Origin of the sequence: Rhizobium sp. BK379 (assembly GCF_014193955.1) — a bacterium.
Lineage (GTDB): Bacteria > Pseudomonadota > Alphaproteobacteria > Rhizobiales > Rhizobiaceae > Rhizobium.
Window position 1 is genome coordinate 120,705 of sequence record NZ_JACIAD010000003.1, and the last position, 23,258, is coordinate 143,962.

17 protein-coding genes are annotated in these 23,258 nt (G+C 60.3%); 6 read left to right on the forward strand and 11 right to left on the reverse strand.

Annotated features, from left to right (window positions below; genetic code table 11):
* Positions 1–2 precede the first annotated feature (2 nt).
* The 4 genes from FHT93_RS17005 to FHT93_RS17020 form a co-directional block, all read right to left on the reverse strand.
* A complete protein-coding gene (locus tag FHT93_RS17005; RefSeq protein WP_183848517.1) occupies positions 3–998 on the reverse strand; it encodes an ABC transporter permease in 996 nt (331 codons plus the stop codon).
* Entirely contained in the window at positions 995–2,011 is a 1,017-nt protein-coding gene (locus FHT93_RS17010) for an ABC transporter permease (RefSeq protein WP_183848519.1), read from the reverse strand. Before FHT93_RS17010 ends, FHT93_RS17005 begins: the two co-directional genes overlap by 4 nt.
* Positions 2,004–3,494, reverse strand: a complete 1,491-nt coding sequence (locus FHT93_RS17015) for a sugar ABC transporter ATP-binding protein (protein WP_183848521.1) — start codon at positions 3,492–3,494, stop codon at positions 2,004–2,006. The genes FHT93_RS17010 and FHT93_RS17015 overlap by 8 nt, the downstream gene beginning before the upstream one ends.
* 112 nt (positions 3,495–3,606) lie before the next feature.
* Positions 3,607–4,575 carry a substrate-binding domain-containing protein gene (locus tag FHT93_RS17020; protein ID WP_112542368.1) on the reverse strand — a complete coding sequence of 323 codons (969 nt, stop codon included), beginning with the start codon at positions 4,573–4,575 and terminating at the stop codon, positions 3,607–3,609.
* A 243-nt stretch (positions 4,576–4,818) separates the two neighbouring features.
* Here FHT93_RS17020 and FHT93_RS17025 point away from each other — a divergent pair, with 243 nt between their 5' ends.
* On the forward strand, positions 4,819–5,892 hold the full coding sequence (locus FHT93_RS17025) for a LacI family DNA-binding transcriptional regulator (RefSeq protein ID WP_112542369.1): 1,074 nt from the start codon (positions 4,819–4,821) through the stop codon (positions 5,890–5,892).
* Positions 5,889–6,071 (forward strand): hypothetical protein, encoded by a 183-nt coding sequence (locus FHT93_RS17030; RefSeq protein ID WP_112542370.1) that lies wholly within the window; start codon positions 5,889–5,891, stop codon positions 6,069–6,071. Before FHT93_RS17025 ends, FHT93_RS17030 begins: the two co-directional genes overlap by 4 nt.
* Here the strand turns inward: FHT93_RS17030 and FHT93_RS17035 are convergent.
* From FHT93_RS17035 to FHT93_RS17060, 6 genes are read right to left on the reverse strand one after another with little or no spacing between them, the layout of a single operon-like run.
* Positions 6,052–7,845, reverse strand: a complete 1,794-nt coding sequence (locus FHT93_RS17035) for a GMC family oxidoreductase (RefSeq protein WP_183848523.1) — start codon at positions 7,843–7,845, stop codon at positions 6,052–6,054. The two genes, FHT93_RS17030 and FHT93_RS17035, sit on opposite strands and share 20 nt — an antisense overlap.
* A gap of 2 nt (positions 7,846–7,847) precedes the next feature.
* Positions 7,848–10,637: a hypothetical protein gene (locus tag FHT93_RS17040; protein ID WP_183848525.1), complete on the reverse strand. Its 2,790-nt coding sequence runs from the start codon at positions 10,635–10,637 to the stop codon at positions 7,848–7,850.
* A gap of 16 nt (positions 10,638–10,653) precedes the next feature.
* On the reverse strand, positions 10,654–12,129 hold the full coding sequence (locus tag FHT93_RS17045; protein WP_183848527.1) for a cytochrome c: 1,476 nt from the start codon (positions 12,127–12,129) through the stop codon (positions 10,654–10,656).
* Complete coding sequence (locus tag FHT93_RS17050) at positions 12,126–12,557, reverse strand: hypothetical protein (RefSeq protein ID WP_112542374.1); 432 nt, start codon at positions 12,555–12,557, stop codon at positions 12,126–12,128. Before FHT93_RS17050 ends, FHT93_RS17045 begins: the two co-directional genes overlap by 4 nt.
* The gene (locus tag FHT93_RS17055; RefSeq protein WP_183848529.1) at positions 12,554–14,080 is read right to left on the reverse strand and encodes a cytochrome c; all 1,527 of its coding nucleotides are present in this window, start codon (positions 14,078–14,080) and stop codon (positions 12,554–12,556) included. The genes FHT93_RS17050 and FHT93_RS17055 overlap by 4 nt, the downstream gene beginning before the upstream one ends.
* A 33-nt stretch (positions 14,081–14,113) precedes the next feature.
* Positions 14,114–15,499, reverse strand: a complete 1,386-nt coding sequence (locus FHT93_RS17060; protein WP_183848531.1) for an NADH:flavin oxidoreductase — start codon at positions 15,497–15,499, stop codon at positions 14,114–14,116.
* 507 nt (positions 15,500–16,006) lie between these two features.
* On the opposite strand from FHT93_RS17060, the gene FHT93_RS17065 reads away from it, so the two are divergent.
* Both FHT93_RS17065 and FHT93_RS17070 read left to right on the forward strand, forming a co-directional pair.
* Complete coding sequence (locus FHT93_RS17065; RefSeq protein WP_183848532.1) at positions 16,007–17,740, forward strand: hypothetical protein; 1,734 nt, start codon at positions 16,007–16,009, stop codon at positions 17,738–17,740.
* A 118-nt stretch (positions 17,741–17,858) separates the two neighbouring features.
* Positions 17,859–19,817 carry a C1 family peptidase gene (locus tag FHT93_RS17070; protein ID WP_183848535.1) on the forward strand — a complete coding sequence of 653 codons (1,959 nt, stop codon included), beginning with the start codon at positions 17,859–17,861 and terminating at the stop codon, positions 19,815–19,817.
* 124 nt (positions 19,818–19,941) lie between these two features.
* Here the strand turns inward: FHT93_RS17070 and FHT93_RS17075 are convergent, their stop codons facing one another.
* Positions 19,942–20,589, reverse strand: coding sequence for a TetR/AcrR family transcriptional regulator (locus FHT93_RS17075; RefSeq protein ID WP_183848537.1), 648 nt, complete (start codon positions 20,587–20,589; stop codon positions 19,942–19,944).
* 65 nt (positions 20,590–20,654) lie between these two features.
* On the opposite strand from FHT93_RS17075, the gene FHT93_RS17080 reads away from it, so the two are divergent.
* Entirely contained in the window at positions 20,655–21,815 is a 1,161-nt protein-coding gene (locus FHT93_RS17080; protein WP_183848540.1) for a serine hydrolase domain-containing protein, read from the forward strand.
* 433 nt (positions 21,816–22,248) lie between these two features.
* Positions 22,249–23,214 (forward strand): sugar-binding protein, encoded by a 966-nt coding sequence (locus FHT93_RS17085; RefSeq protein ID WP_112542380.1) that lies wholly within the window; start codon positions 22,249–22,251, stop codon positions 23,212–23,214.
* Positions 23,215–23,258 lie beyond the last annotated feature (44 nt).

The window sequence follows — 23,258 nt, forward strand, 5'->3', positions numbered from 1 at the left end:
GGTCACCCCTTCTTTCTGCGCGATGCGATGTAGGTTGAAACGATGGTTCTTGCCGCCATAACGACGATCATCAGCACGCCCCAGAGCGCTGTCGCGAGATGCTGGTTTGCGCCCATGAGATTGAGGCCGGAAGACAGAAGCTGGAGCACGATAAGCGCCACGAACACCGGCAACACACGGCCAAACCCGCCGAACGGATTGATGCCGCCGAGAAACGCCGCAAGCACCGTGATCAACAGATAGGATTCACCGTGGCCGACGCGGACCGAGTTGAAACGGGCGAGCATGATAACGCCGGCGACCGCGCACATGAGGCCCGAAAGCGTGTAGACCAGAACCAGGATGCGGCGCGTATTCAGGCCGGAGTAGCGTGCCGCCTCGATATTTGAACCGACCATCAACAGCCCGAAGCCGAGTTTGAAGCGCGTCAGCAGGAGCTGCCACAGGCCAACGCAGGCGATGAAGATCAAAAGCGGGATCGGCAATCCCAGGATCGAACCATGCCCGATCGGAGCGATGAAGGAAGGGAATCCGGACACATCGCCGCCGCGGGTCAGAAACTCGCCGAGGCCACGCAGGAAGATCATCATGGATAGCGTGACGAGAATTGGATGCGCCCGTGTGTAGGCGATCGCAGCACCGGTCATCAGCCCGGCAGCGCCACCGGTGGCGAGTGCAGCAAGGACACCGAGCAGGAACGCGCCTGGAGACGCGTCGGCCCCGCCGTACATCTGCATCACCGAGGCTGCTGCCAATCCGGAAAGATTTGCCGTGAAGGTGATGGAGAGGTTGATCCCGCCGGTCAGGAGGGGAAGCAGCATGGCGAGCGTGAGAAGCCCGAGTTCAGGAAGCTGGAAGGCAACCGAACCGAATGTTGCCGCGGAGATGAAATTGTTTGCGGCCAGACCGAAGATGACGATCACCGCCACGAATGCGATAGCCGGTCCGGTCATATCGGCGCCGAAGGTGGCGTTGAACTTTTGAGCCATGGCCCTCATTGGTGTGTGCCCTTCCTCTTGGTGCTATCCGTGGCGAGAAACGGGAAAAGCTTGTCGATCCGTGCGGACGAGAGCGTGATGGCGATGAGGATGATCGCGCCGACGATCATCTTGAATGCAAAGGGCGACACGCCCATGAGGTTGAGACCGTTTTGGGTGATCGAGACCATCAAGACGCCGAGGACGCAGCCGATGACCGAGCCCTTGCCACCTCCGAGCCTCGCACCGCCGAGAACCGTAGCCGCCAGGACATCCAGTTCCCGGCCATAGAGGGCGTTCGGAACCACTTCCTCGGCATAGTGGGCCTGCATCAATCCGGCGATCCCGGCCATGAGACCCATCCAGCCAAACGAAATGTAGTGCATCGCCGCGATATTGATCCCGAAGCGGCGTGCCCCTTCCGGATTGTCACCAAATGCGTAGAGCTGCCGGCCGATGGTGGTGCGGGAAATCATGAACCAGGTCGCGAGGCAGCAAAGGACCATGACGACGACAGGCAGTGTCAACTCGATCCAGGAGCCGTCAGCCATCTCGCGTTCGAAAAATACCACACGCGTCGTCAGCCATTCCGGCAGGTCATAGATCGACACGCCCTTGGTGAAGAACATCAGCAGCCCGAAGAAGATGTTGAAGGTCGAGATGGTTGCGACGATCGAGATGATATGCAGCCGGTAAACCAGGGCCGCGTTGATCAGGCCCAGGCCAATGCCGATGGCGCCGGCGATGATGAAGCCTTCCGCCCAGTTGCCGCCGCCCAATGCGCCAAGGGCCAGCGCGGTAATGTATTGGACCACCGAGGCGGCCACAGCGAAGGAAATGTCGATCCCGCCCGAAATTAGGACGACGAGAAGGCCAACCGCAAAGATGATGTTGACGGCCGAGACGTTCAGCACATCGAACGCGTTCGAGATCGTAAAAAACCGATCGGTGGCCAAAGACAGCCCGACGCAAAGCACGACCATGACCGCCAGAAGCGTGAATTCCGTTGTGTGTCCAAGGATCAGCCTACGCATAGACGGCAGACTCCAGTTCGGTGAGCGATAAATGTCGCGGGTCGTAGGTTGCGCGGATCCTGCCTTCGACCATGTGAATGATGCGATCCGCATTGAAGTAGACTTCCGGCGGCTCGTCGGAGATCAGAATGATCGCAAGGCCCTGAGCAGCAAGCTTGCGCACGATCTCGAAGATGCCTGCGCGCGCACCGACGTCTACGCCCACGGTCGGGGCGTCGAGAATCAGGATTTTCGGACCGATCGCGAGCCATTTGGCAATCGAGACGCGTTGCTGGTTGCCGCCCGATAACGTCCGGATGGGGTCCTCAGGCGTACCGATCTTGACACCGAGCGCCGAAATCCAGTGGCTGACCACACTCGCCTTCTTCGCGGGCGAGATCATCCCCCCGGACAGAAGCTTATCGAGCGATGCCATGACCAGGTTGTCGGCTATCGACTGCGGCTGGTTGAGGCCGAGAGACAAACGGTCTTCGGAGAGGTAGCCAACGCCGGCGCGAATTGCGTCGCGATTGGAGCCGAACTTGACGGTCTTGCCCTCGATGGCGATTTCCCCCGCCTGCGGACGGTGCATCCCGAAGAGTGTAAGCGCCAGTTCGGTGCGGCCGGCGCCGAGGAGGCCGGTAATACCGAGCGTCTCACCTCGGCGAAGGTCGAACGATATATCTTCGAACTCCGTTGCGCGCGTCAGCCCGCGGACGGAAAGCACGACCTGTGCGTCGTCGTGATCGGCGGCGACGACGGAACTGTCGAAGTTTCTGCCAGTCATCAGCTCGGTCACCCGTGATTGAGTCATGCCCTCGACAGGGAAGACGCCAACGAGCGCTCCGTCACGAAGCACGGTCATGCGGTCCGAGATTTCGAGCACCTCCGCGAGACGGTGCGAGACGAAGACCACGGCCACTCCGGACGCCGACAGGTTGCGCACGATATCAATCAGGTAATCGGTCTCGGATTGCGTCAGCGAAGCGGTCGGCTCGTCCATGAAGACAAGACGCGCCTCGCCGACCAGAGCGCGTGCGATCGCAACGATCTGGCGTTGGGCGATCGGCAGCTCCTTCAATGGAAGATGGATATCGATGCTGACGCCGAGACGGCTGAGCGCTTTCCTGGCTGCTTCCTCGATGGCGCGTTTGTCGACGAGACCATATTTGCCGTTGACGGCATACTGAAACCCGATGTTCTCGGCGACGGTCATTTCCCCGAACAGTGCCAGGTCCTGCCAGATCACCTGGATGCCGAGCGATTGCGCCAACGTGGGTGTCATGGCCGAGATCGCCTTGCCGTCGAAGAAGAACTCGGCCCCCTCCTGTGGCTTGTAGACCCCCGTGATAACCTTGATCAGCGTGCTCTTGCCGCAGCCGTTCTCCCCCGCCAGGCAATGCACCTCCCCCGGGTTGACTTCAAACGACACGCCCTTCAGCGCGCGCACGCCGCCGAAGGTCACCTTGATGTTCTTGAGTGAAAGCAGCGGTTCGTCGCTCATGGAGTATCCTCCTGTTCAGCCGCTGGATGGCGGCTGGTTCAGGTTTCCCGATATTCGTAAACTGGGGGGTCGCGGGAATTGTCCGCGACCCCGGGCTTGGGTCCAGGGAGGATTAGAGGCCCATGCCGACAAGCTTGTCGATGCTGTCCTTGTTGATCGCCAGCAGCTGGTCGACAACGATGGTGTTGCCCTCGGGGTTGATCTTTCCAAGGCCTTCGATGTCGTCGCCGGCCTTCGGCGTCTCACCCTTGGAGATACGATCGGCAAGCGTCACGAAGACTTCACCGGCCTGCTTGGGGTTCCACATGAAGCCACCAGTCAGCGCGCCGGACTTGATGAGCTTTGCCCCCTGCCCGGGAGAAAATGGACCGATCACGAACACCTTGCCGTCCTTGCGGCGCTCTTCGACAGCACGACCCGCACCGATTGGCCCCTGCGAACCGAAGGCGAGGAACCCCGTCAGATCAGCGTTGGCCGCCATCAGGTCGAGCGCGGTCGAGCGGCTCTTGTCGACGTCTTCAGCCACCCCGTAGCGGTCACCGACAAGCTTCATGTCCGGGTAGTTCGCTTTGATATAGGCGATTGCTGCATCGGCCCAGGCATTGTGCAGGGGCACGGTGAGCGAGCCGACAAATACGGCATACGATCCCTTGCCGCCCATCTTCTCAGCGAGCAGCTTGCCATGCGCCTCGCCGAAACCCTTTGCGGAAGCCAGTTCGAAATCCCAATCGGCGCCGACCTGCTTGGGCGATTCATGGGTAATGACCTTGATACCGGCCTCCTGGGCCTTCTTGAGAACAGGTTCGAGAACCTTAGCATCATTCGGCACGACGCCGATGTAATCGACCTTCTGAGCAATCAGGTCTTCGATGGCGCGGACCTGCAGCGCAGGGTCGGCACTGGTCGGACCAACCATGAAGCCTTCAACGCCGAGCTTGGCACTCTGCTCCTTGATGCCCGCCTCCATGGCATTAAACCACGGGATGCCGCCGATCTTCACCACGACACCAATCTTCGGACCAGCAAAGGCCGTTGACGCGAGCAAGGACAAGCCGAGCGTGATCGCAAATAGCTTTTTCATTGGGTATTCCCTCCTCCACTGAGCCGGCAAGGAAGCACCGTTCGCGAAAGCCCCATGCTCTCGCGCTCAACGTTAGCCCCGCATTGCGGAACTCCTCCCTGTCGCTTTCCTCAAAGCCCCATCTCCATGCACAATCGGTCTTGCATTTATGCACCATCGATGGTGCAATTACCCTACCACGGAAAAGACTTTCGTCAAGAGGACTGCTGATCTAGAGAGAAAGAGCCACTGGAAGGTTTGCGGATGTCGGAAAAAGAACGAAAAAAAGCAACTATTTATGATTTGTCCGTCGTGTCAGGAGCATCCCCGTCGACAGTGGCCTCGGTGCTAAACGGCACATGGCGCAAGCGGCGCATCTCCGAGGAGACCGCCGCAAAGATACTGTCACTGGCCAGAGAGCATGACTACAAGGCGAACCTTCAGGCCCGCGCGCTGCGCAGTTCCCGTTCGGGCCTGGTCGGGTTGCTTTTGCCCGTCTACGACAACAGGTTCTTCTCGTCCATGGCGCAGACGTTCGAGAGCGAAGCGCGAAAGCGGGGCCTTGTGCCTATGGTTGTCTCAGGCCGCCGCGACCCCCAGGAAGAGCGCCGTACGGTGGAGTCCCTCATCGCCTATGCGATCGACTCGCTGTTTATCGCCGGAGCAACAGATCCGGATGGCGTCCACGAGATCTGCATGCGTGCAGGGCTGCCTCACGTCAACATCGATCTGCCAGGCAAGTTTGCGTCATCCGTGATCGCGGATAACCGTCAGGGCGCTGAAGCGCTGACGTCGGCGATCATTCGCCATGCCGAAACATTGGGACCACTGCACGCCGGCGATGTCTACCTGTTCGGCGGCCGCAACGACCACGCCAGTCGCGAACGTATCGCGGGCTTTCATGCCGTCAAGCAATCCGTATTTGGAGCGGTCACAAAAGGGGATATCGAGATTACAGGCTACTCGCCTGGCGCGACGGCACTTGCGTTCGACCGTTTTTTTGACAAGCACGGGAGGCTGCCCAGATGCTTCTTCATCAACTCGTCCATCAATTTTGAAGGGCTACTGCGGTTCATGGGGCGCCACGACGGAGAGGCGTTCGGAGACATCGTCGTCGGATGCTTCGACTACGATCCGTTCGCTTCATTCCTGCCCTTTCCCGTTTACATGATCAGGCCGAATATCTCGAAAATGCTGGAGCGGGGTTTTGACCTTCTCGAAGAGCCGAAGCCTTTGACGATCATGATCGAGCCGGAGCTGGTTCCTCCCCGCACCGCCTTGGAAGGCCCGCTTGATGCACTCAATGATCCTTCCCCACCATTTGTATTTGCCGAATGAAGCATCGCAACGACAATGACGAGACCCTGCAGGATTTCCATCAGCGGGTCGAACAGGATACCGGGGAAATGGCGATCCATCCGGCAAAGCCGGTCACCAGGAGAGCATACCAGATGCCGCTTTCCAATGGGGCCGGTGTTCGTTCATGGCCGTGCTCCGTCAGCTATCGGCAAGAATGACGTCAGCCGCCTTCTCGGCGATCATGTAGACCGCCGTGGCGAGGAAGTATCCGGGAATTCGAGGGAAGACCGAAGCATCGACGACGCGCAGGCCTTCGATACCGTGCACCCGGAAACGGCTGTCGAGCACGCCGCCATCTTCTCGAGGACCGATGGCGCAGGTGCCGCAGGCATGGTGGCCCCAGGCATTTTCGGCGACGTAATTCCGAAGCGCCTCGTCGCTCTCGTTTTGCCGGCCGGGCTCCTCTTCGCAAGCGATGAGATCATCCATGGCATCGTTGACCTTCCTCACGAAGCGAATGGCATGGACAACGGCGTCGAGGTCGAGGTCGTAATTGCCGGTCCCCTCGGAGAAGGAATGGAAGACGACGGCAGGCAGGACAGCGGGATCGGCGCTTCTCAGCCGGACCGTTCCGCCCTGATTTTCGGTATAGGCCTTGAGGATCGCCCAGGTCATGTAATCCGGCTTGCGGATGCGCGCGGAATAATCGGGATAATAACCGCGGAAATCGGCCAGCAGCGAGAAACAATGCAGGTCGGGTTCCGTCAGCGTGTCGCGCGATTTGAGCGTCAGGGAAAACATGACGCCGTTGCTCGTATAATTGCCGATGCGGAACCTGCGCCATCGCCTGTAATGAGCGTCGCGCGTCGTATAGGTCACGCCCTTGAGCGCCGACCAGGGTTCGTTCATCCGGCTGACGACTCCGACCTCATAGCGGTCCTGCAGGTTCCGCCCGACGCCTGGAAGCGCTTCGACGACACGGATCTTGTGCTTGCGCAGATGCGCGGGATCGCCGATGCCGGAGAGCATCAGAAGCTGCGGCGAGGCGAAGGCGCCGCCTGAGAGGATGATCTCTCGGCCGGCCCGGATGACCTGCTCACGTCCCTCACCGTCGACGCAGCGGACCGCCACCGCCCGCTTGCCGTCAAATTCAATGCGCGTGACCGTGGTATTCAAACGAAGCGCCAGGCGGTCCGGGTGCCGCTTCAGCACGTCGAGTAGCCGCTCGCGGGGCCCGTGCCTGGTGTGGCGGCGCGTCGAAAGTGGCGTGACGCGCACGCCGCAGGCGCCGACATTCCAGTTGCGGCTGTCGTTCGGGTCGATCTCGGTCGTCTCCCAGTCGGAGCCCCTCTTGCCGAAAGCATCGGCGGCTGCGCCGACGCTGCGCAGCAGTGCCCGCCACAGCGGCCAGTCTCGCAGGACCCTGAGCGGCAGCGCCCGCTCCGTCGTCATCCACCCCCACCATCCGTGGCCGGTCGGATTGAGGCCCGTTGCGGCGGCGAGCCATCGCCACAGGAAGAAGCGGTAGCGGCAGCGTTCGATGCGCTCGAAATAACCCTGCATGTGCGAGGCCTTCCAGCTCTCGTCGCCGGTGATCGCAAAGATGTGGTTCCAGTCGCAATGATTGGGCCTCACGATGATCATCGCATGATGGGCAGTGCAGCCGCCGAGCCCGCGCACACGCGGATAGAGCACGCCGTCCTTTTCTTTGCAGTAACGCCAGTCGCGCTCCTGCATCTCCTGGTTTTCGTAATGGCGCACCCAATGGTTCTCGGCCATGCCGGGATGTTCCGAGGCAAAGGCGTGAAAGGCCGGCACGCGGGAGGCATCGGCAAGGGGCATGTCGGAACTGTCGTCCACTTTGGCGAGCGGATCGCCACCGGCCTCGATGACGAGTACGGTCCGCCCCTCTTCGGCGAGCCGCGCGGCGACGACGGCGCCGCCCGCTCCGCTGCCGATGACGATATAGTCATAGGTCGGCCCGCCGGACATGGTCAGAACTGCTTCAGATAGGAGATCAGGGCGTTCTTGTCCGATTGCGGAAGATCGGCGCCGAATGTGTGCCCGCCATTGACGACATAGTCAGGACATTTGCTCAAGCCTACAAGGCGATCGACGAGCCTGGTGTCTCGCACCACTTTCTCGGCCTTGGCGAGCACGGCGGGATCGGCAAGCTCTTCCGGCGTGCATTGACCGCCGAGCTCGGAGAAGGCCCCGATCAGCGCCGGGCCGTTGGCGATCAGCCTCTTGTAATTGGCGAACTTGTCCTCCTCGTCATTGTCGGGCAGGAGCTCGGTATTGGTCAGCGCGTTGACTGGGAAGCCGGCCGGGAACGGGCCGATAGTGATCGAGCCGTCCTTCTTGAAGGCCCAACCGGCTACTCGGCTCAACAGGCCGGTGAAGGGCCTCACCTTGTCGGGCACGAAGCCCGGCGGCACGATCAGGCAGGAGGGAGCGCTCGTCCGGTAGATATAGCCGGGCACCGGCGCCTCGGTCATCTTGTCCATGCGGCGCGTCTGCGGCGAGAGCATCTGGCGGATCGACCGATCGAAGACCGCAAGCCTGTTTTCGATGCAGGGCATATAGGGATCGCGGGCGTCCGCCGCTGGACAAGAGGTGCCTCGCCCGGCGCCGTAACCGCTGGCATAGTCCTGATTGTAGTAGTCGGTCCCGTAATAGCTGTCTTCGTGGCCAACCGAATTGTTGAGCAGGAAGGGCGCTGTTGACCAGAGGCTGACGAGTGAGGGCGGCCTCAGATAGCCGCGCCCATTGCCTGCCGCCTGCAGCGGCGTCGCCGCCCCTGAAACCGGATGATTGACGGTCACCTCATGCGGTGGTGGCAGCGATTTGTAGGTAGAAGAGGTGAAGTTGTCCCAGATATCGCCCGAAAGCCCATTGGTGGCGATCGCGCTGCAGGCATTGGTGCGCACGACATCCATCGGCACGCGCCGTTCCGTGGAAAGGTAATTGCCGTCGAGGAAGTCCTTTCCATCAGCATCCTTCTCGGTGACGAGCTTGACCATGCCTGCCTTGAAGACATCTGACTGCGCCCAGGCCCAGTAGCGATCCCAGCATTCGCGATAATGCGGGCCGGACCCGCCGCCGGCGCATATGCCCTGATCGACGCCGAGATCCGGCGCAGGCACCGGCTGCTTGCTCGAATGGCAGGCCGCGCAGTTTTCGGCAAAGACGATCTTGCCGCGCTCGACCTCGACCGGATTGCGCGCTTCGAGCACCTTTTCCCCGACCGGCGTATCCTTCAAATGATCGGCGCGGGCGGCAACCAGGAAGAATATCGCCATGTCTGGTGTCATCGCCTCAGTCGCCTGCCAGTAGACCGAATTCTTCTGGGCATCGGCAATGCGGATCGGCGAGATCTTTTGCCCGCCGAGGAAGGGGCGGAAATGCAGCAGCCATTCTTCGCTGAAAAGGCCGATATTGAGATAGACTCGATTGAGCGCGCCGAGCGTGCCGACGGAATCGGCGCCGTCCTTCAGGACGCGCATTGAGGCAACGGTGCCGGTCGCCTTGTCGTAGAGTGAACCGAAGGCTGCGGTTTGCGGATAGTCCTGCGCCTGCTTGTTGTCCTTCTCGTCCCCCTTGATGATTTCCTTGCCTGTCTTCGCCCCGATGCGCAGCCGCTCCAGGACGTCGTAGACGGCGTTCATGGTGCGGGGATTGTTCATGTAATCGCTCGAGACCAGCGACGTATCGAGCGAACCCGGCGGGTTCGTGTGGAAGAGCTGGAAGAGGAAGTTGCCTTCGTTCTGGGCCGGCTCCCCCGGCTTTGCGCGCGGCTTGGTGTTCCAGAAGAAGATGCGGTCGACCCAGAAATACTGGGCGCCGGGATTGGAGGAGATTTCAGAAAATTCGGGGCTCTCGACATTCTTCGGCGGATTGATCGGATTGGGACCGACATGGCAGAAGGCGCAGGACATCCCGACGCGATAAGGTCGCACGAGATCCTTGTCGTTGTAATAGGACGGATCGGTGTAGTAGCGCAGCGCATCCCAATGTTCGGCGGCCTTGCTGTCGAAATCGGGGTTAGGGAAGAGACGCAGGCCCATGACGCCTGTCGGCTCGCCATAGTAGGAGCCGACCGGGATTTTCTTCTCTTCGCCCTTCACCTTGACCGTGGTACCGCGCGAGCCGATCTGCACGCCGGGATAACGGGCATCGGCCTCGGCATTTCCGCCGAAACTGTCGGCTGCGCAGTCCTTGTCGCGCTGATCGAGCCACAGGCCCCAATGATCGGGATCGGCGCTCTTCGCGGCCGTGAAGCAGGGCTCATTGACGAGCCCGAGATAGCGGAAGCGATTGTCGCGGCCATAGGCCATCGTCGGATGGGACGAAATGGTTTTCAGAAGATCGAAGGAGCCAATCGTGGCACGGGCGGCGAAATCCCAGAACTTGTCGTTGCCGCCTGTCCAGACGATCCAGGCATTCTGCCCGCGGATCGCCGCCTTGCGAACGGCCTCCGGATCGAGGCCGGTGGCGGTTGCGACCTCCTTGATCTCGGCGGGATAATCGACGCCGGCTGCCGGCGGCAAGAGCAGGCCCTTGTCCATCGCCGCAAAGTAAGACTCGCTCGCCCCTGGAAATTCCTCGACCTTACGGTGGACTTTCTTCGCTTCATCCTCGACACGGCCGAATTGGCCGGAATCCGGCTCAATCAGCCACCAGACGATGAGCGCAACCCCGACAATGGCGACGACGGCAAGAGTGACGACCGCCACCACGATCCAGGCGAGAAACCGTACGATGCGCTGTCTGACGTTTGCCATCGACCCCTCCTGATGGTCAAAGTGTCTTGAGATAGGAAAGCAGTTGCTCCTTCGCCTCCTGAGGCAGATCCGTGCCCCAGAGGTGGCCGCCATTGCCGTTGCCAGGCTGGCTCGTATCGTAAAGCGTGCCGTACTGTTGCCCCGCTGTGTCACGCGCGCTCACGAACCCGCCGTTCTCAGCATCCACCAGATCGTAGCCGCGGTAGAACTGTGTCGGCCGCTCGGCCGGTGGAAGCAGCAGGGCGCGCAATGTCGGGACGCTGCCATTATGCAGGTAGGGACCGCGCAGCCAGAGACCTCTGAGACCCGTCGCGACATAACCGTCAGTCTTCTGGAAGTTGGTAAAACCCCAGGCATAACCAGGCTCGTAAGCCGCGTACCGATCGCGGGCCGCGGGGGTCCACATGTCGAGGCGATGGCGGTCCGTGCCGAGTTCGACGATCGAGACCGGGGTCCGGTAGCGCGCACCCTTGGCATCGTGGCAGACGGAGCATCGCGCCAGATAGATCGCTCGACCGGCGTCTACCGCCGCCGCATCGACATGATAGGAATCGCCTTCTGGCTTGAGCGGAGAAAAGGGCGACGGCGGCGGTCCCTGCAGGCGAATGAAATCGGTAATGCGGCGAAGCCCCTCTTCCGTCCCCCCGTAGGATTTGTAGGTCATGCCGTCACCGATCGCACCGGAAACTACGGTCTCGTAGAGGTCGGTCTGCAAGCCGTCCCAATGGAGCGAGAAACGGCGCGTGTTGGTGGCGGCGAGATCGGCAAGCGACCACAGCGGCATCATGTCTGAATTGCCAATCGTGTGATCGTCGGCCAGTTCAAGATTCTGGAACTTGACCGGATTGAAGGGATCGATCCGGCCAGGACCCCAGTCCGGCCGATCCTTCATCCAGGCGAAGCGTCGCCCCTGTTCCTGCAAGGCCGACCGGGTCGCTGGGATCAGGACGAAACGATAGAGCGCCCGTTCCCAGAGCGGCATGTCGTAGATCCTGCCGATCTCCGCCATCACCCGGTCGGCGGTGAACCGCGGATCGGCGCCGACGGCGATCAGGAAGCGGATATAGGCCTGCGGATTGACCCTCGTTCCCGGCCCCGCCTCGACCAGCCGCGCCGGCTCGTCGGCGCGAAGCCGGTAGCTGCCCTGGTGGCAGAAGGCGCAGTTCGGCGCGACGCGCTCGATGACGCCGAGCGTCCTGACCGAAAGGCCGACCGGAACCTCGTCGCCGGCCCGCCAATAGAGGCCGAAGGCGCCGTAGCCATCGGCGTTGGCGGGCAGATGCTCGGGAAAGAGCTGCGGCAGGACGCGCCAGATCCAGTAGGGAATGCCCTGCGCTTCTTCATTGCCAATCGAACCGTGATTGAAAACCTCCGCGAGATCGTTTGTCCGCGGCTGGGCCACCGGCCGGAAGAGCAGGAAGAACAGCGCGAAGGCGCCGACGACGAGCAGGACCAGAACGCCGAAAAGCCATTTCCAGAAGACGCGCCTCATGCCGGTCTCCCTTCGGCGATATTCTGTTCGAGCCGCAGGATGCGCAGGAGACAGAAAAGCGTCGCGATGCCGACCGATCCGTCGAGGAAGACGCCGGCGAGATAGCCGAGCGGCTGGTCGAAGACGAAGACGGCAAAAAAGAAGAAAACCGTGCCGAGCGTACGGGAGGGGAAGACCGCGAGCCAGGCGAACACGCGGTAGCGGTCGATATCGAGCGTCGCCGGAATGTAGAAGATCGACAGGATTCCGAGCAGCAGACCGGCAAATCGCGGCCAGATCAGCTGGTTGACGGTAATTCCGAAGAGGCCGAGGATCCATTCCGGACAAAAGATGAGCGGCAGGACGAAGGCGAAGTTCAGAAGGATGCCGATCCAGACGAGGACCGCATGCCGTGCCTTCCATTTGCTGAGCGAGCGCGACTGGGTCATAGCGTTTTCATATATTCGACGAGGGCGTCTTTTGCCGCGTCCGGCAGCTCGGTGCCGTAGCGATATCCTTCGTGGCCGGCATTGCCATTGCCGGGTCGCGTCGTGTCGTAGCGGAAGAGATCCCCTCCGGCCGACTGATCCGAGCGGTAGCCCACCCTGGCGAGATCGAATTCGTCGCTGCCACGAAACCAGACGGGCGGCCGCCTGGTGCTCGGCTCGAGCAGATCGCGTAGCGTCGGCACCGAGCCGTTGTGCAGATAGGGCGAGCGCGCCCAGATGCCGTCGAGCGGGTGGTTGGCATAGCCGTCCGTCTTGTGGAAGCGGCTGAAGCGCCAGGGATAGCCGGCGTAAAGCAGGTTCTGCTCAGCGGCAAAATTTGCCGTATAGGAGGTCCAGCGTCCGGCATCGGTGCCGATATCAGCGAGCGGAACCGTCTTGCCGAGGCGTGTGAAACGCCGCCTGTCGTAGCTGTAGTCGTTCGCATCCTTGAAGCCGTGGCAATCGGCACAGTAATGCAGGAACAGCGTCTTGCCCTCCGCCACTTTCGCTTGATCGATCTTGGCTGCGGAAGGGAATGGGGGCGAAGGCAGATCCCACATCCAGTCCTCGATGCGCGCGATCGATGCCCGGTCGACCGTCACAGGCGTCACGCCGGCGCCGAGTGCGGCGCTCAGGTTTCGTTCGGCGACGGAATCATTGTTGCCGTCCCAATGGAGGTTCATGCCCTCTCGGGGGCGCTGGCGCCAGATGGCGGGATAGTCGGAAGAGCCGTTCAGCGCCGCGCCTGATATATGAGCCTCGTCCATGGGAAAGTTGAACTGCAGCGCCTTGTAAGGATTGAACGTATCCACGCGGCCGGGACCCCAATCCTCCTGACGCTTGACGAAATCGAGCTGTGTGCCGAGATCGAGGAAGGCGCTCTTGATCCTTGGAAAGACCACGTAGCGATAGATCAGCCGCTCGAAGACATTGAGGTCGCCGCCAACCTTGGGGCTATCGATCGTCGCAATCAGCGTATCGGCGGTAAAGCCGGGATCGCGGCCGACGTCGATGAAGAAACGGATGAATTCCTGCAGACGCAGATTGTTGGACGGCGCGCCGGCAATGAGGTGGCGAACCGGATCGCCGGGCAGACGATAGGTGCCGACATGGCAGACGGAACAGTTGAGCCAGACCCGCTCGACGCCTGAGACCACGCGGCGCGACACCCCGATCGGAAGATCGTCGCCCGGCTTTTCGTAGAGGAAACCGAAGCGGCTCCAGCCTTCCGGCCCGAGCCTGTCGGCATACATGACCGGCAAGGCCTTGAAGACCCAATAGGGCGGCCCCGTCGCCGTCTCGCTGCCGATCGAGCCATGCATGAAATGCTCGCTCTGACTTTTGAACGCGACGACATACTGGTTGACGAAAACCAGATAGTAGACGAGCGCGAGCAACAGCAGCACCACGACCGCCAGCCACCAGCGGCGGTGGCGGGCGACGGCGATCTCGACGGGTGTCTTGCGGTCGTTGTCGCTGCTCATGGATCCCCTCCGGATGCGCGTGCGATGCGGGCCTCAATGGAAGGTCGGCGGCTCGAAAACCGACATGACCTGCTTGATCATCTCGCTGTAGCGATCCTCGAAAGTCGCGCCGTCGAACCGGCTGAGGTCATAACAGCCGAGCGGGTTTTCGAGATCGTTGAGCAGACACTTGTTGCAGTAGGTGCATTCCTTCTCCGGGCCGTTGGCCTCGGCGAGGATCTTCGGCAGATCGTTGTTGGCGACCAGCGGGCGGGCCATGCTGACGCCATCGCAGGCTTTCGAGCGGATGGCCTCGGCGATCCTGTCGGCATGCTGGAACCCGCCGGTACAGAGCACCTTGATCGCAGGGTCGATCTTGCCGATCGCTTCGGAAACGGCGCGCGCATAATCGAGATTGATGCCCTCGATGACCTTGCCCCGACGCCAGCGCCAGAGCGCCTGGAAGGCGCGCCCCAGCAGGGGATTGGAAAAGATCGCATAATTCATCGGCGCTCGCGTGCCCTGCGAGAGCATGCCGTCGTACCACCGATGCAGGTCGTTCAGCGGCAGGTCGCCGGCCGGATTGCGCGGATGCGGAAAGGTCGAACCGCTGGAAACATGAAAGGAGTCGACGCCCTTGCCCCCGTCGAGCAGCATCGTGCAGATCTTGACGGTCTCGTCGAGCGTGTTGCCCTTTTTTATCCAGGGATAGAGCCAGTCATTGTGGTCAACGCCGTTGATCTTCATCTGCAAATGAAAGTCCTGGCCAACCTCGCGGCGGATCGCCCTGACGATCTCGAGCACGAAACGCGCCCTCCCCTCCCAGCCGCCGCCATATTCATCCGTCCGGTCGTTGATGCCGGAGCTCAGGAACTGCGTCAGCAGATAGCCGTTGGCGCCGTGAAGCTCGACACCGTCGAGCCCTGCCTCGCGTGCGCGCCGCGCCCCTTGCGCGAACTGCTCAACAACCTCGGCGATCTCGGGTTTCGTCATCGCCTGGGCGAGCAGTCCATGGAAGTAATCGCTCTTGTTCGTCGAGCTCAGGCCCCTGTTGAACAGGTTTTCGACGCCGCCCATGTCCTGCTGGCGGCCGGAATGGCTGAGCTGCATGATGAACCGACAGTCATGGCTGTGGACGCGGTGGCCGACCTCCCGCCAGAACGGGATCTTGTCGTCGTCGTCGATCATCGCGTAACGCACGAGGATACGGCCGCGCACGGAGACCGGGGTAAAGGATGAAATGATGCAGCCGATCCCGCCCCGCGCGAACTTCTCCTCCCAGTTCAGCCGGGCATTGCCGCCGTGGCCGTTATAGTCGTCGAACTGGCCTGATATGTTGGATCGGAAGAGCCGGTTCTTGACCGTCAGCGAGCGAAATTTCAGCTCGTTGAAGATGAGGGTCGTGTTATCGGCGTGTGTGAACTGGCTATCTGGGTGCATGCAGGGCCTTCCGAATGACGAGCAACAGGAAAACAAAAAGCCGAAATGCAATGCGAGGTTTATAACCCCCAAGTGTTATGGACGGTAATGCAATCTAATGTAGTTTGCAAATGGATTTCGGTACCGCCCATCGCAGCAATCGGCGCCCCTTGGGTATTAGAGGACGAAGCCGCAGGCACTTACATTCACAACGTTGGTCGTGTCCGGCATGACCGTAAGCTGCGCATTTCATGTCGAAGTATTTGCGTTCGCTTCAGAAGCGGTAGCACGTTCTGCAAGAGAAGCCGCAGCCGGTTCGGAGGTATTGAGCGCCTATATCGCCAACCATTTCGCCTCGACGCCTGCATCGTCGCGCATTCACGCGGCCTCGATCTGAGGCGGATATCGCTTGACAAAATCCGACGACTGACTTTACTTAAACTTGCAATTTTTCTTCATGACATGGATTAGATGAACGCGTGCCGGCCGTGCACGCATGTCGATTCAGGTCGTCTGGCGGGGGCTGGAATGCGGAAGTTGCTTGTGATTTTCTTCCTGTTCTTCGCGATGTGTGGAGGCGCTGGCGCTCAACAGACGTGCCAGGGCCAAGGCAGCGCGTCGTGGCGTGGTCTGAATATAAACCAGACAAGCTGCGACAACTGGAATGGCGGCTTTATCCCTCAAGCCGGCGAATACTACGCCGCTTTGACGTTCCGTTTCGAACTTAAGTCGAGACCGCCGGGATCGCGAAGCACCGCGTCGATCGGCGCGATGTTCAAGCGGATTTTCACGTCGGCTGACACCGATGAAATCACGATTTCGGTGGCACCGCGGTTGGGTAGCTACGTATCGACCGAGCGTCCAATCTATTCTTACATGGCCAACAACACCGAGCGCACGTTCGGCACCAATAGCGATTTTGAGTTCAGCACGCCGTATATACGCTACGACAACGACCCTCTGAGCTTCGTCCTGAAGGCCCGCGCGACGACCAAGGCGAACTTCGATGTGAAAGCCCTGCTGGATCGCGTTAAGCCACTCATAGACGTCGCCGGAGGAGGAGTTGTTTCGGAGGCGGCAAAACCCGCGCTGGACGCTGCGACCGAAATTACCGACAGCATTCTCACCTCTTACTATAGCTTCGAAGAGTCATCGAACGCGACCTTCGGTTTCGCCGAGAGATCGCGTGACGGTGTGATCAAACGCGTTCTCGTCCTCACCACTCCGCAAGGCGATGATGAGGTGGGCACTCTGACCGCAACTGTAAAGTTCCGGAGATCGATGGTCGCCGGCAACGACATAGGTTGGAGCGAGCTAACCCGGGATCTGCCCGCACCGGACTATTCGAACGTCAATACGAATATGCTGTCGATCCAAATGCCGGCAATCGGGGATCAGAAGAATACCCTGTTCTCCAGCCTTGCCGCGGATGACGATAAACGCGCGATGCTTTCGAAAGTCGCATATGGAACAGGCCCGATCGTCGAAAACGACTGCCGGCAGCTTCGGCAGACAATTTTCAGCAATTTCGGCTTTAATGACATCGACACGCTCCGGACAATCTACGAATTGCTGGAAATGGGCGGCAGGCAGGACCTCTATACCCGCGGCTCCAGGACGTGCTTCCAGGGACGTGATTGGAACAAGTTATCGGACTTCAAGATAATTCCCGACGATCTTGAGGTACTTCCGGATAAAAGGCTGATCGATTATTTCGCGACGGGCTTGCGTCTCGGCTTCAAGCCAAATTCGATCTACCTGGAACAGATTGCCGATAATCTCGAGCAGGTCGAGGACAATACCGGGGAAGCCGTGCTTTCCTGCACGGGCGTCAACAAGTCGAGAACGGAAGTCGCCGCCTGCCTGGACGGGTTCAGGCTCAATCGATACTCCGTCACCTCAGCAGAACAGAGCCCGATCACAATTGTAGCCACACGTCGGAGCCAGATACTGGACGCTTTGGCAAACGTCGCCACCGAACCTCCGATCGTGCCCGCGTCAGGTTCGGCCACAGGCTCGCAAAGCAACACGTCGACGACAACATCGATGACGGACGCAAAGGCAGCGGCGAAAATCCCCGATCACATTTACCGCTTTCTACTCTTCTACGACGGAAACAAGAGAATACGGCAGATCACACTGGAGAAAGCCAAGCGGGAGAACGTCGGATCTGACCTGGTCGAACAGCTATCCTTTCCCTGTTGGATTGCTGCTGCCGGCCAAAGTCAGTCCTGTGCCGATATTCCTGCCGACCAGCGTTAATCTCGTCGCGGAACGACTGATAATCGACGCGAAGAGCCCTGCGATCGGTCGATGCTGACGATCCCGACGGATCTGCTTTTCCTCTCATAATCACTCGTCTCAGCACCGGAGGTCCAGCATGCCAACGTCCAAGAAAGACCCAGCACGCACATTCGATGCTTTACCGGACACAATAGACTTTCGAGATACGATCTTCATACCAACGCTGGTCCGTGTTCCGGCGAAATCGGACCTGCAGGCATATCGTAACTTCAAGATCCCGATCCTGGATCAAGGAAGCGAGGGAGCGTGTACGGGGTTCGGTCTCGCGACCGTGGCGAATTACCTGCTGAGAGCAAGAGGCCAGAATCCAACCGCGGACGAAGTCAGCGCGTGGATGCTGTATGCGATGGCAAAGCGCTACGACGAATGGCCCGGCGAGAATTACAACGGCTCGAGCGCGCGCGGCGCGATGAAGGGCTGGTTCAAACATGGCCTCTGTGCTTACGCGCTCTGGAAGGAGCGAGACCCTGACCCGACCCTCGAAGAAAAACGGTCGGCAGATGCTTTGGCCCGGCCGCTTGGAGCATATTTCCGGGTCAATCATAAAGACCTGGTGTCGATGCACGCCGCAATTTCCGAGACAGGGATATTATATGCCACCGCGCGCGTACACGACGGCTGGCAAGCGGTGAAGTCTGGCGACGAGAACATCGAGTACCGTCCCGGCGTGATCGGTGGACACGCCTTCGCCATCGTCGGTTTCGACAGGCGTGGTTTCTGGATCCAGAACAGCTGGGGCGGCAAATGGGGCACGGGCGGGCTCGCGAATCTCTCCTATGCCGACTGGCTTGCAAACGGCTCGGATGTCTGGGTCGCCGCTCTCGGTGCGCCCGTCGATCTTACCTCCTCCCTGGCGACCGCCAATATGCGTGCCAACGCGCCGCGAAGCTACGAGAGCCAGATCTACGCCGATCTGAGGCCGTACATCATAACCTCAAAGAACGACGGAGTTCTGGACGACAAAGGCACCTATGGTCTGACGTCGGAGGGGTTGAAGACGCTCGTTACGGAGCGGATGCCCGCGGCGATGAAATCCTGGAAGCGGAAAAGGGTACTCTTGTACGCCCACGGTGGCCTCGTTGGTCAGGACGGCGCAATTCAAACGGTGTCGAGCAATCTCGCGCCGTTGCTGCAGTCGCAGGTTTATCCTTTATCTTTCATCTGGCGCTCGGACGCGTGGACGACGATCGAGAACATCCTGCGCGATGCCGTCGGACGCCGCCGTGACGAGGACGTTCTCGACCGGGCCAAGGACTTCATGCTCGATCGGCTTGACGACACACTCGAAGTGCTTGCGAGGAATCTGGGCGGGAAAGCTCTTTGGGACGAGATGAAGGAGAACGCACTCCTGGCTACCAGCAACAAGAACGGCTCGGCAAGGCTCGTCGGTGATCACCTTATCGACCTGTATAAAGCTGGAAAAATCGATGAGATTCACCTGGTTGGTCATAGTGCTGGATCGATATTCCACGCCCCGTTGGTCGAGAAATTCGCCTCGGCGAAAGTCCCGATCAAAAGCTTGAACCTCTGGGCTCCGGCCTGCACGATCGAACTTTTCAAAAAGGCGTATCTTCCTGCAATAAAGAGCAAGGCGATCGAAGAATTCGATCTCTATACGCTGGACGACGCAACGGAACAGGATGACGACTGCGCCCAGATCTATCATAAGTCGCTGCTCTATCTCGTCAGCAACGCATTCGAAAAATCTCCGCACATCCCCGCCATACGGCCTGGAATTCCGTTGTTGGGCCTGGCGAAGGATGTGGACGCCTCCCAGGCATCCATATTCGACGGAGACCGCCTCCGATGGCTCCTCGCGCCAGGCAGCGCAAGCGACGCCAGACATCACGGCGATTTCGACAACGACAAGGCAACTTTGATGTCAACGTTACAGCGCATTCTCGGCACATCCGTATCTCGGGTGGCGGAGGATTCGCTCAGGAAGACCCGGTTCGCGTCAAACGTTCAGAAGAAGGAGTTCAGAAGGCAACTGGAGCGCAAGCTCGCCAGCGATGCCGCCGTCACAAAGTACTGAAGGATGTTGTGGACCCAAGGTCGGCAATCGCGCTCGGCCTGTGGGTCTGATTTGCTGGCATCGCGTGGGCGATGTCAGCTCACCACGCATAGCCTTCGGGTACATAGGGCATATCAGCTCTTCTTCAGCTGGAATGGTAGCGGCCGAGTTCGTTCATGGCGTGCGTCACCATTTCCATCAGTTCCTCCGACGTGGCCCCGTCACGCGCCTGGACGGACATGCCCTGCACGATTGCGCCGAGAAAACGCGCCAATGATCTTGCATTCGTGTCGGGGCGAAGCTCCCCATCCGCTATTCCGCTCTCGATACGCGCTGTGAAGGCATCGAGCGTCTGCTGGCGAAGCGAGGACACATGATAGGCAATATCTTCGTTTTCGGAGGCACAGTTCAGCACGGCCGTGGAAATCATGCAGCCTTTCGGGTGATCGGGGGCCGTAAAGATCATCGCCGAATTTATCAGGAAACGTTCGAAGGCGGAAACCGTATCAATCTGCTCCCTCAACGGATTGCCCGGATAGGGCCGGGGCATACGGCGATATTGGTCAAGAGCCTCCCGGTAGAGGTCTGCCTTGGACTGAAACGCCGCATAGAGGCTTTGCGGCGTGATGCCCATGGATGCCGTGAGATCGGCGATCGACGAGCCGTCGTAACCATGCTCCCAGAAAACGTCGCGCGCAGCCGCAAGCACCGTCTCGCGATCGAAAGCCGGCGGGCGGCCACGCTTGCGTGCCGTAGATTCTTTATCGCTATCCTTATTTTTCACAACGATCACTCTAGAAATCAAAATCGGTTCAGGTTATTCAGGAACGATCATTGTGATATAGGAGGTTTGGTCGCATGAGTCTCCCTCTCGAAACTGCTGTTGCAGACAATTCCCTGGCTAGAAGCCTCGACGCCGTCATCGATCACACGCTCTTCGAAAGTCGGCTCGTGGGTGCGGTCGTTCTCGTTGCTCGGCATGGGGAACTCGTCTACCACCGCGCTGCCGGCCTGGCCGACCGCGAGGCGAACCGCGCCATGACGGAGGATACGATCTTCCGCCTGGCATCGGCAACGAAGCCGATCGTTGCGATTGCGGCCATGCGCCTTGTCGAACAGGGGCTGATCGAACTGGACGATCCTGTGACGAGATGGCTGCCGGATTTCCGGCCGCATCTCGCGGATGGCAACGAACCTGTGATCCGTATCCGCGATCTCCTGACGCATACAGCCGGTCTCACCTACGGGTTCACGGAGGAAAATGGCCCCTATGTTCGCGCTGGCGTTTCCGATGGGCTGGCGGAGCCTGGCCTGTCGCTGGCCGAAAACCTCCGGCGTATCGCAAGCGCGCCCCTGCTCTTCACGCCGGGCACAAACTGGCAATATTCGCTGTCGATGGATGTCATCGGCGGTGTCATCGAAAAGCAAACCGGCACCAGGCTTGGCGAGGCGATCGAAAGGCTTGTGACCGGCCCGCTTGGACTACGCGACACCGCGTTCCACATTACTGACCGCGAGAGACTGGCGGCGGCCTATAAGAACGCCTCGCCCGAGCCCGAGCGCATGGGAGCGGAAGCATCCGTCGTGGCATTGACCGGAACGGTGAAGTTCGCGCCAGACCGCATCTTCGATCTCGAGTCCTATCATTCCGGCGGCGCCGGCATGGCAGGGACGGCGCATGAGGTGCTCAAGATACTGGAGACAATCCGTAAAGGCGGTGCACCGCTTCTTTCCGAGGAGACGGTGGACCTCATGACCCGCGACCAGGCGCACGGCGTGCGCCAGCCGCTGGACCCCGGGATCGGCTTCGGTTTCGGATGGGCCGTGGTCACCGATCCCGTCGCCGCGCAGGCACCGTGGTCAAAGGGCACCTATCGCTGGGGCGGGGTTTATGGTCACAGCTGGTTTGTGGATCCACAGAAGGAACTGACGGTCGTGGCGCTAACCAATACTGCGCTGGAGGGTATGTGGGGGCAGTTCACCGTCGACCTGCGCAATACCATTTACGGCGCCCTCTGATCTCGTCTCCGCTCTAGCGAACACGAGAAGCCCTTGCGCTGGTCTGGTTGACTGGCGCAATTCGGGGATTGCAGCAAAACAGCAATTCGGACACGGACCTGCCTCGGCGGCGTTGCACCGGGCGCCGGCGGCGCGCTGCCGGCGGACTGGCCGTTGGTTGCGGGGATATCGAGTGATGGCGAGTTCCCCTGAAAAAGGAACAAGCGGTCGTGGGGCAGCGGGTACAACTTCTCCATCGAACTGCTATGCCGAAGCTCCTGCGACTCCCACTAATATTACTATTTACTAATTGAGATTCTGGTATACCGTCGGAGGGCGATCGGCACCCATGCCAGACGTCGCCTTGCGACAGGCCCTTGGAGGGGGCGCGCGCATTCGGCCGACCGTAAGTCGCGAACGGGCCCTCGCAATTGCGGCCTTCGGGAGGAGTATTATGAAACAAATGAAACGCAAGAATGCTGCCTTGTTTTTCGCCGGGTTGATGCTGAGCGTGGTGCCTCTGGCTGCATCCCACGCTGCCGACAAGCCGACGCTCGCATTCGTCGTCAACGGAGCGTCCGACTTCTGGAAAGCCGCCGAGGCGGGGGTGAAGAAGGCGCAGAGCGAAATGCCTGATTACACCATGGAGCTCAAATATCCTGAGCAGGCGGCCGTCGCCATTCAGCAGCGCCTGATGGAAGATCTTGTCAGTGCTGGCGTCAAGGGGATCATGGTTTCCGCCGTCGATCCCAAGACCCAGACGGACGGCCTCAACAAAATCGGCTCGCAGACGGCTCTCTTCACCACCGACAGCGACGCACCGAAGACCAATCGCGTCGCCTATATCGGCTCCTCGAATGTTGATGCCGGCAAGCAAGCCGCCGAAATCGCCAAGAAGGCGATGCCGGACGGCGGCAAATGCATGGGCTTCGTCGGCTTGCTGGGTGCCGATAATGCACGCGAACGCATCGAAGGCATGAAGGAGGGGCTCAAGGGCACCAAGATCGAGCTGGTGGACGTTCGCGGGGACGACATCGACCAGACCCGTGCCAAGAAGAACGTTGAGGATGCGCTGGTCGCCAGCCCCGATCTCACCTGCATGGTAGGCTTCTATTCCTACAACACGCCACGCATCTATGAGGCGCTTCGTGACGCAGGCAAGCTTGGCCAGATCACCGTCGTCGGCTTTGATGACGATCCGATTACACTCGGGGGCGTCAAGGAAGGCACGATCGCCGCGACCGTCGTCCAGCAGCCGTTCGAATGGGCCTATCAGGGCATGAAACTGATGGCCGCCTACCTCAAGGGCGACAAGTCCGGCGTTCCCGCCGACGGCTTGATTATTATCCCCACGGTCATCATCGGCAAGGATGACGTGGACAAATATGCCGCCAACCTGAAGGCCATGGCCGGAAAATAAACCGGCTTCACGGCAGCGGCCCTCGCCGCTGCCGCTGAACACGT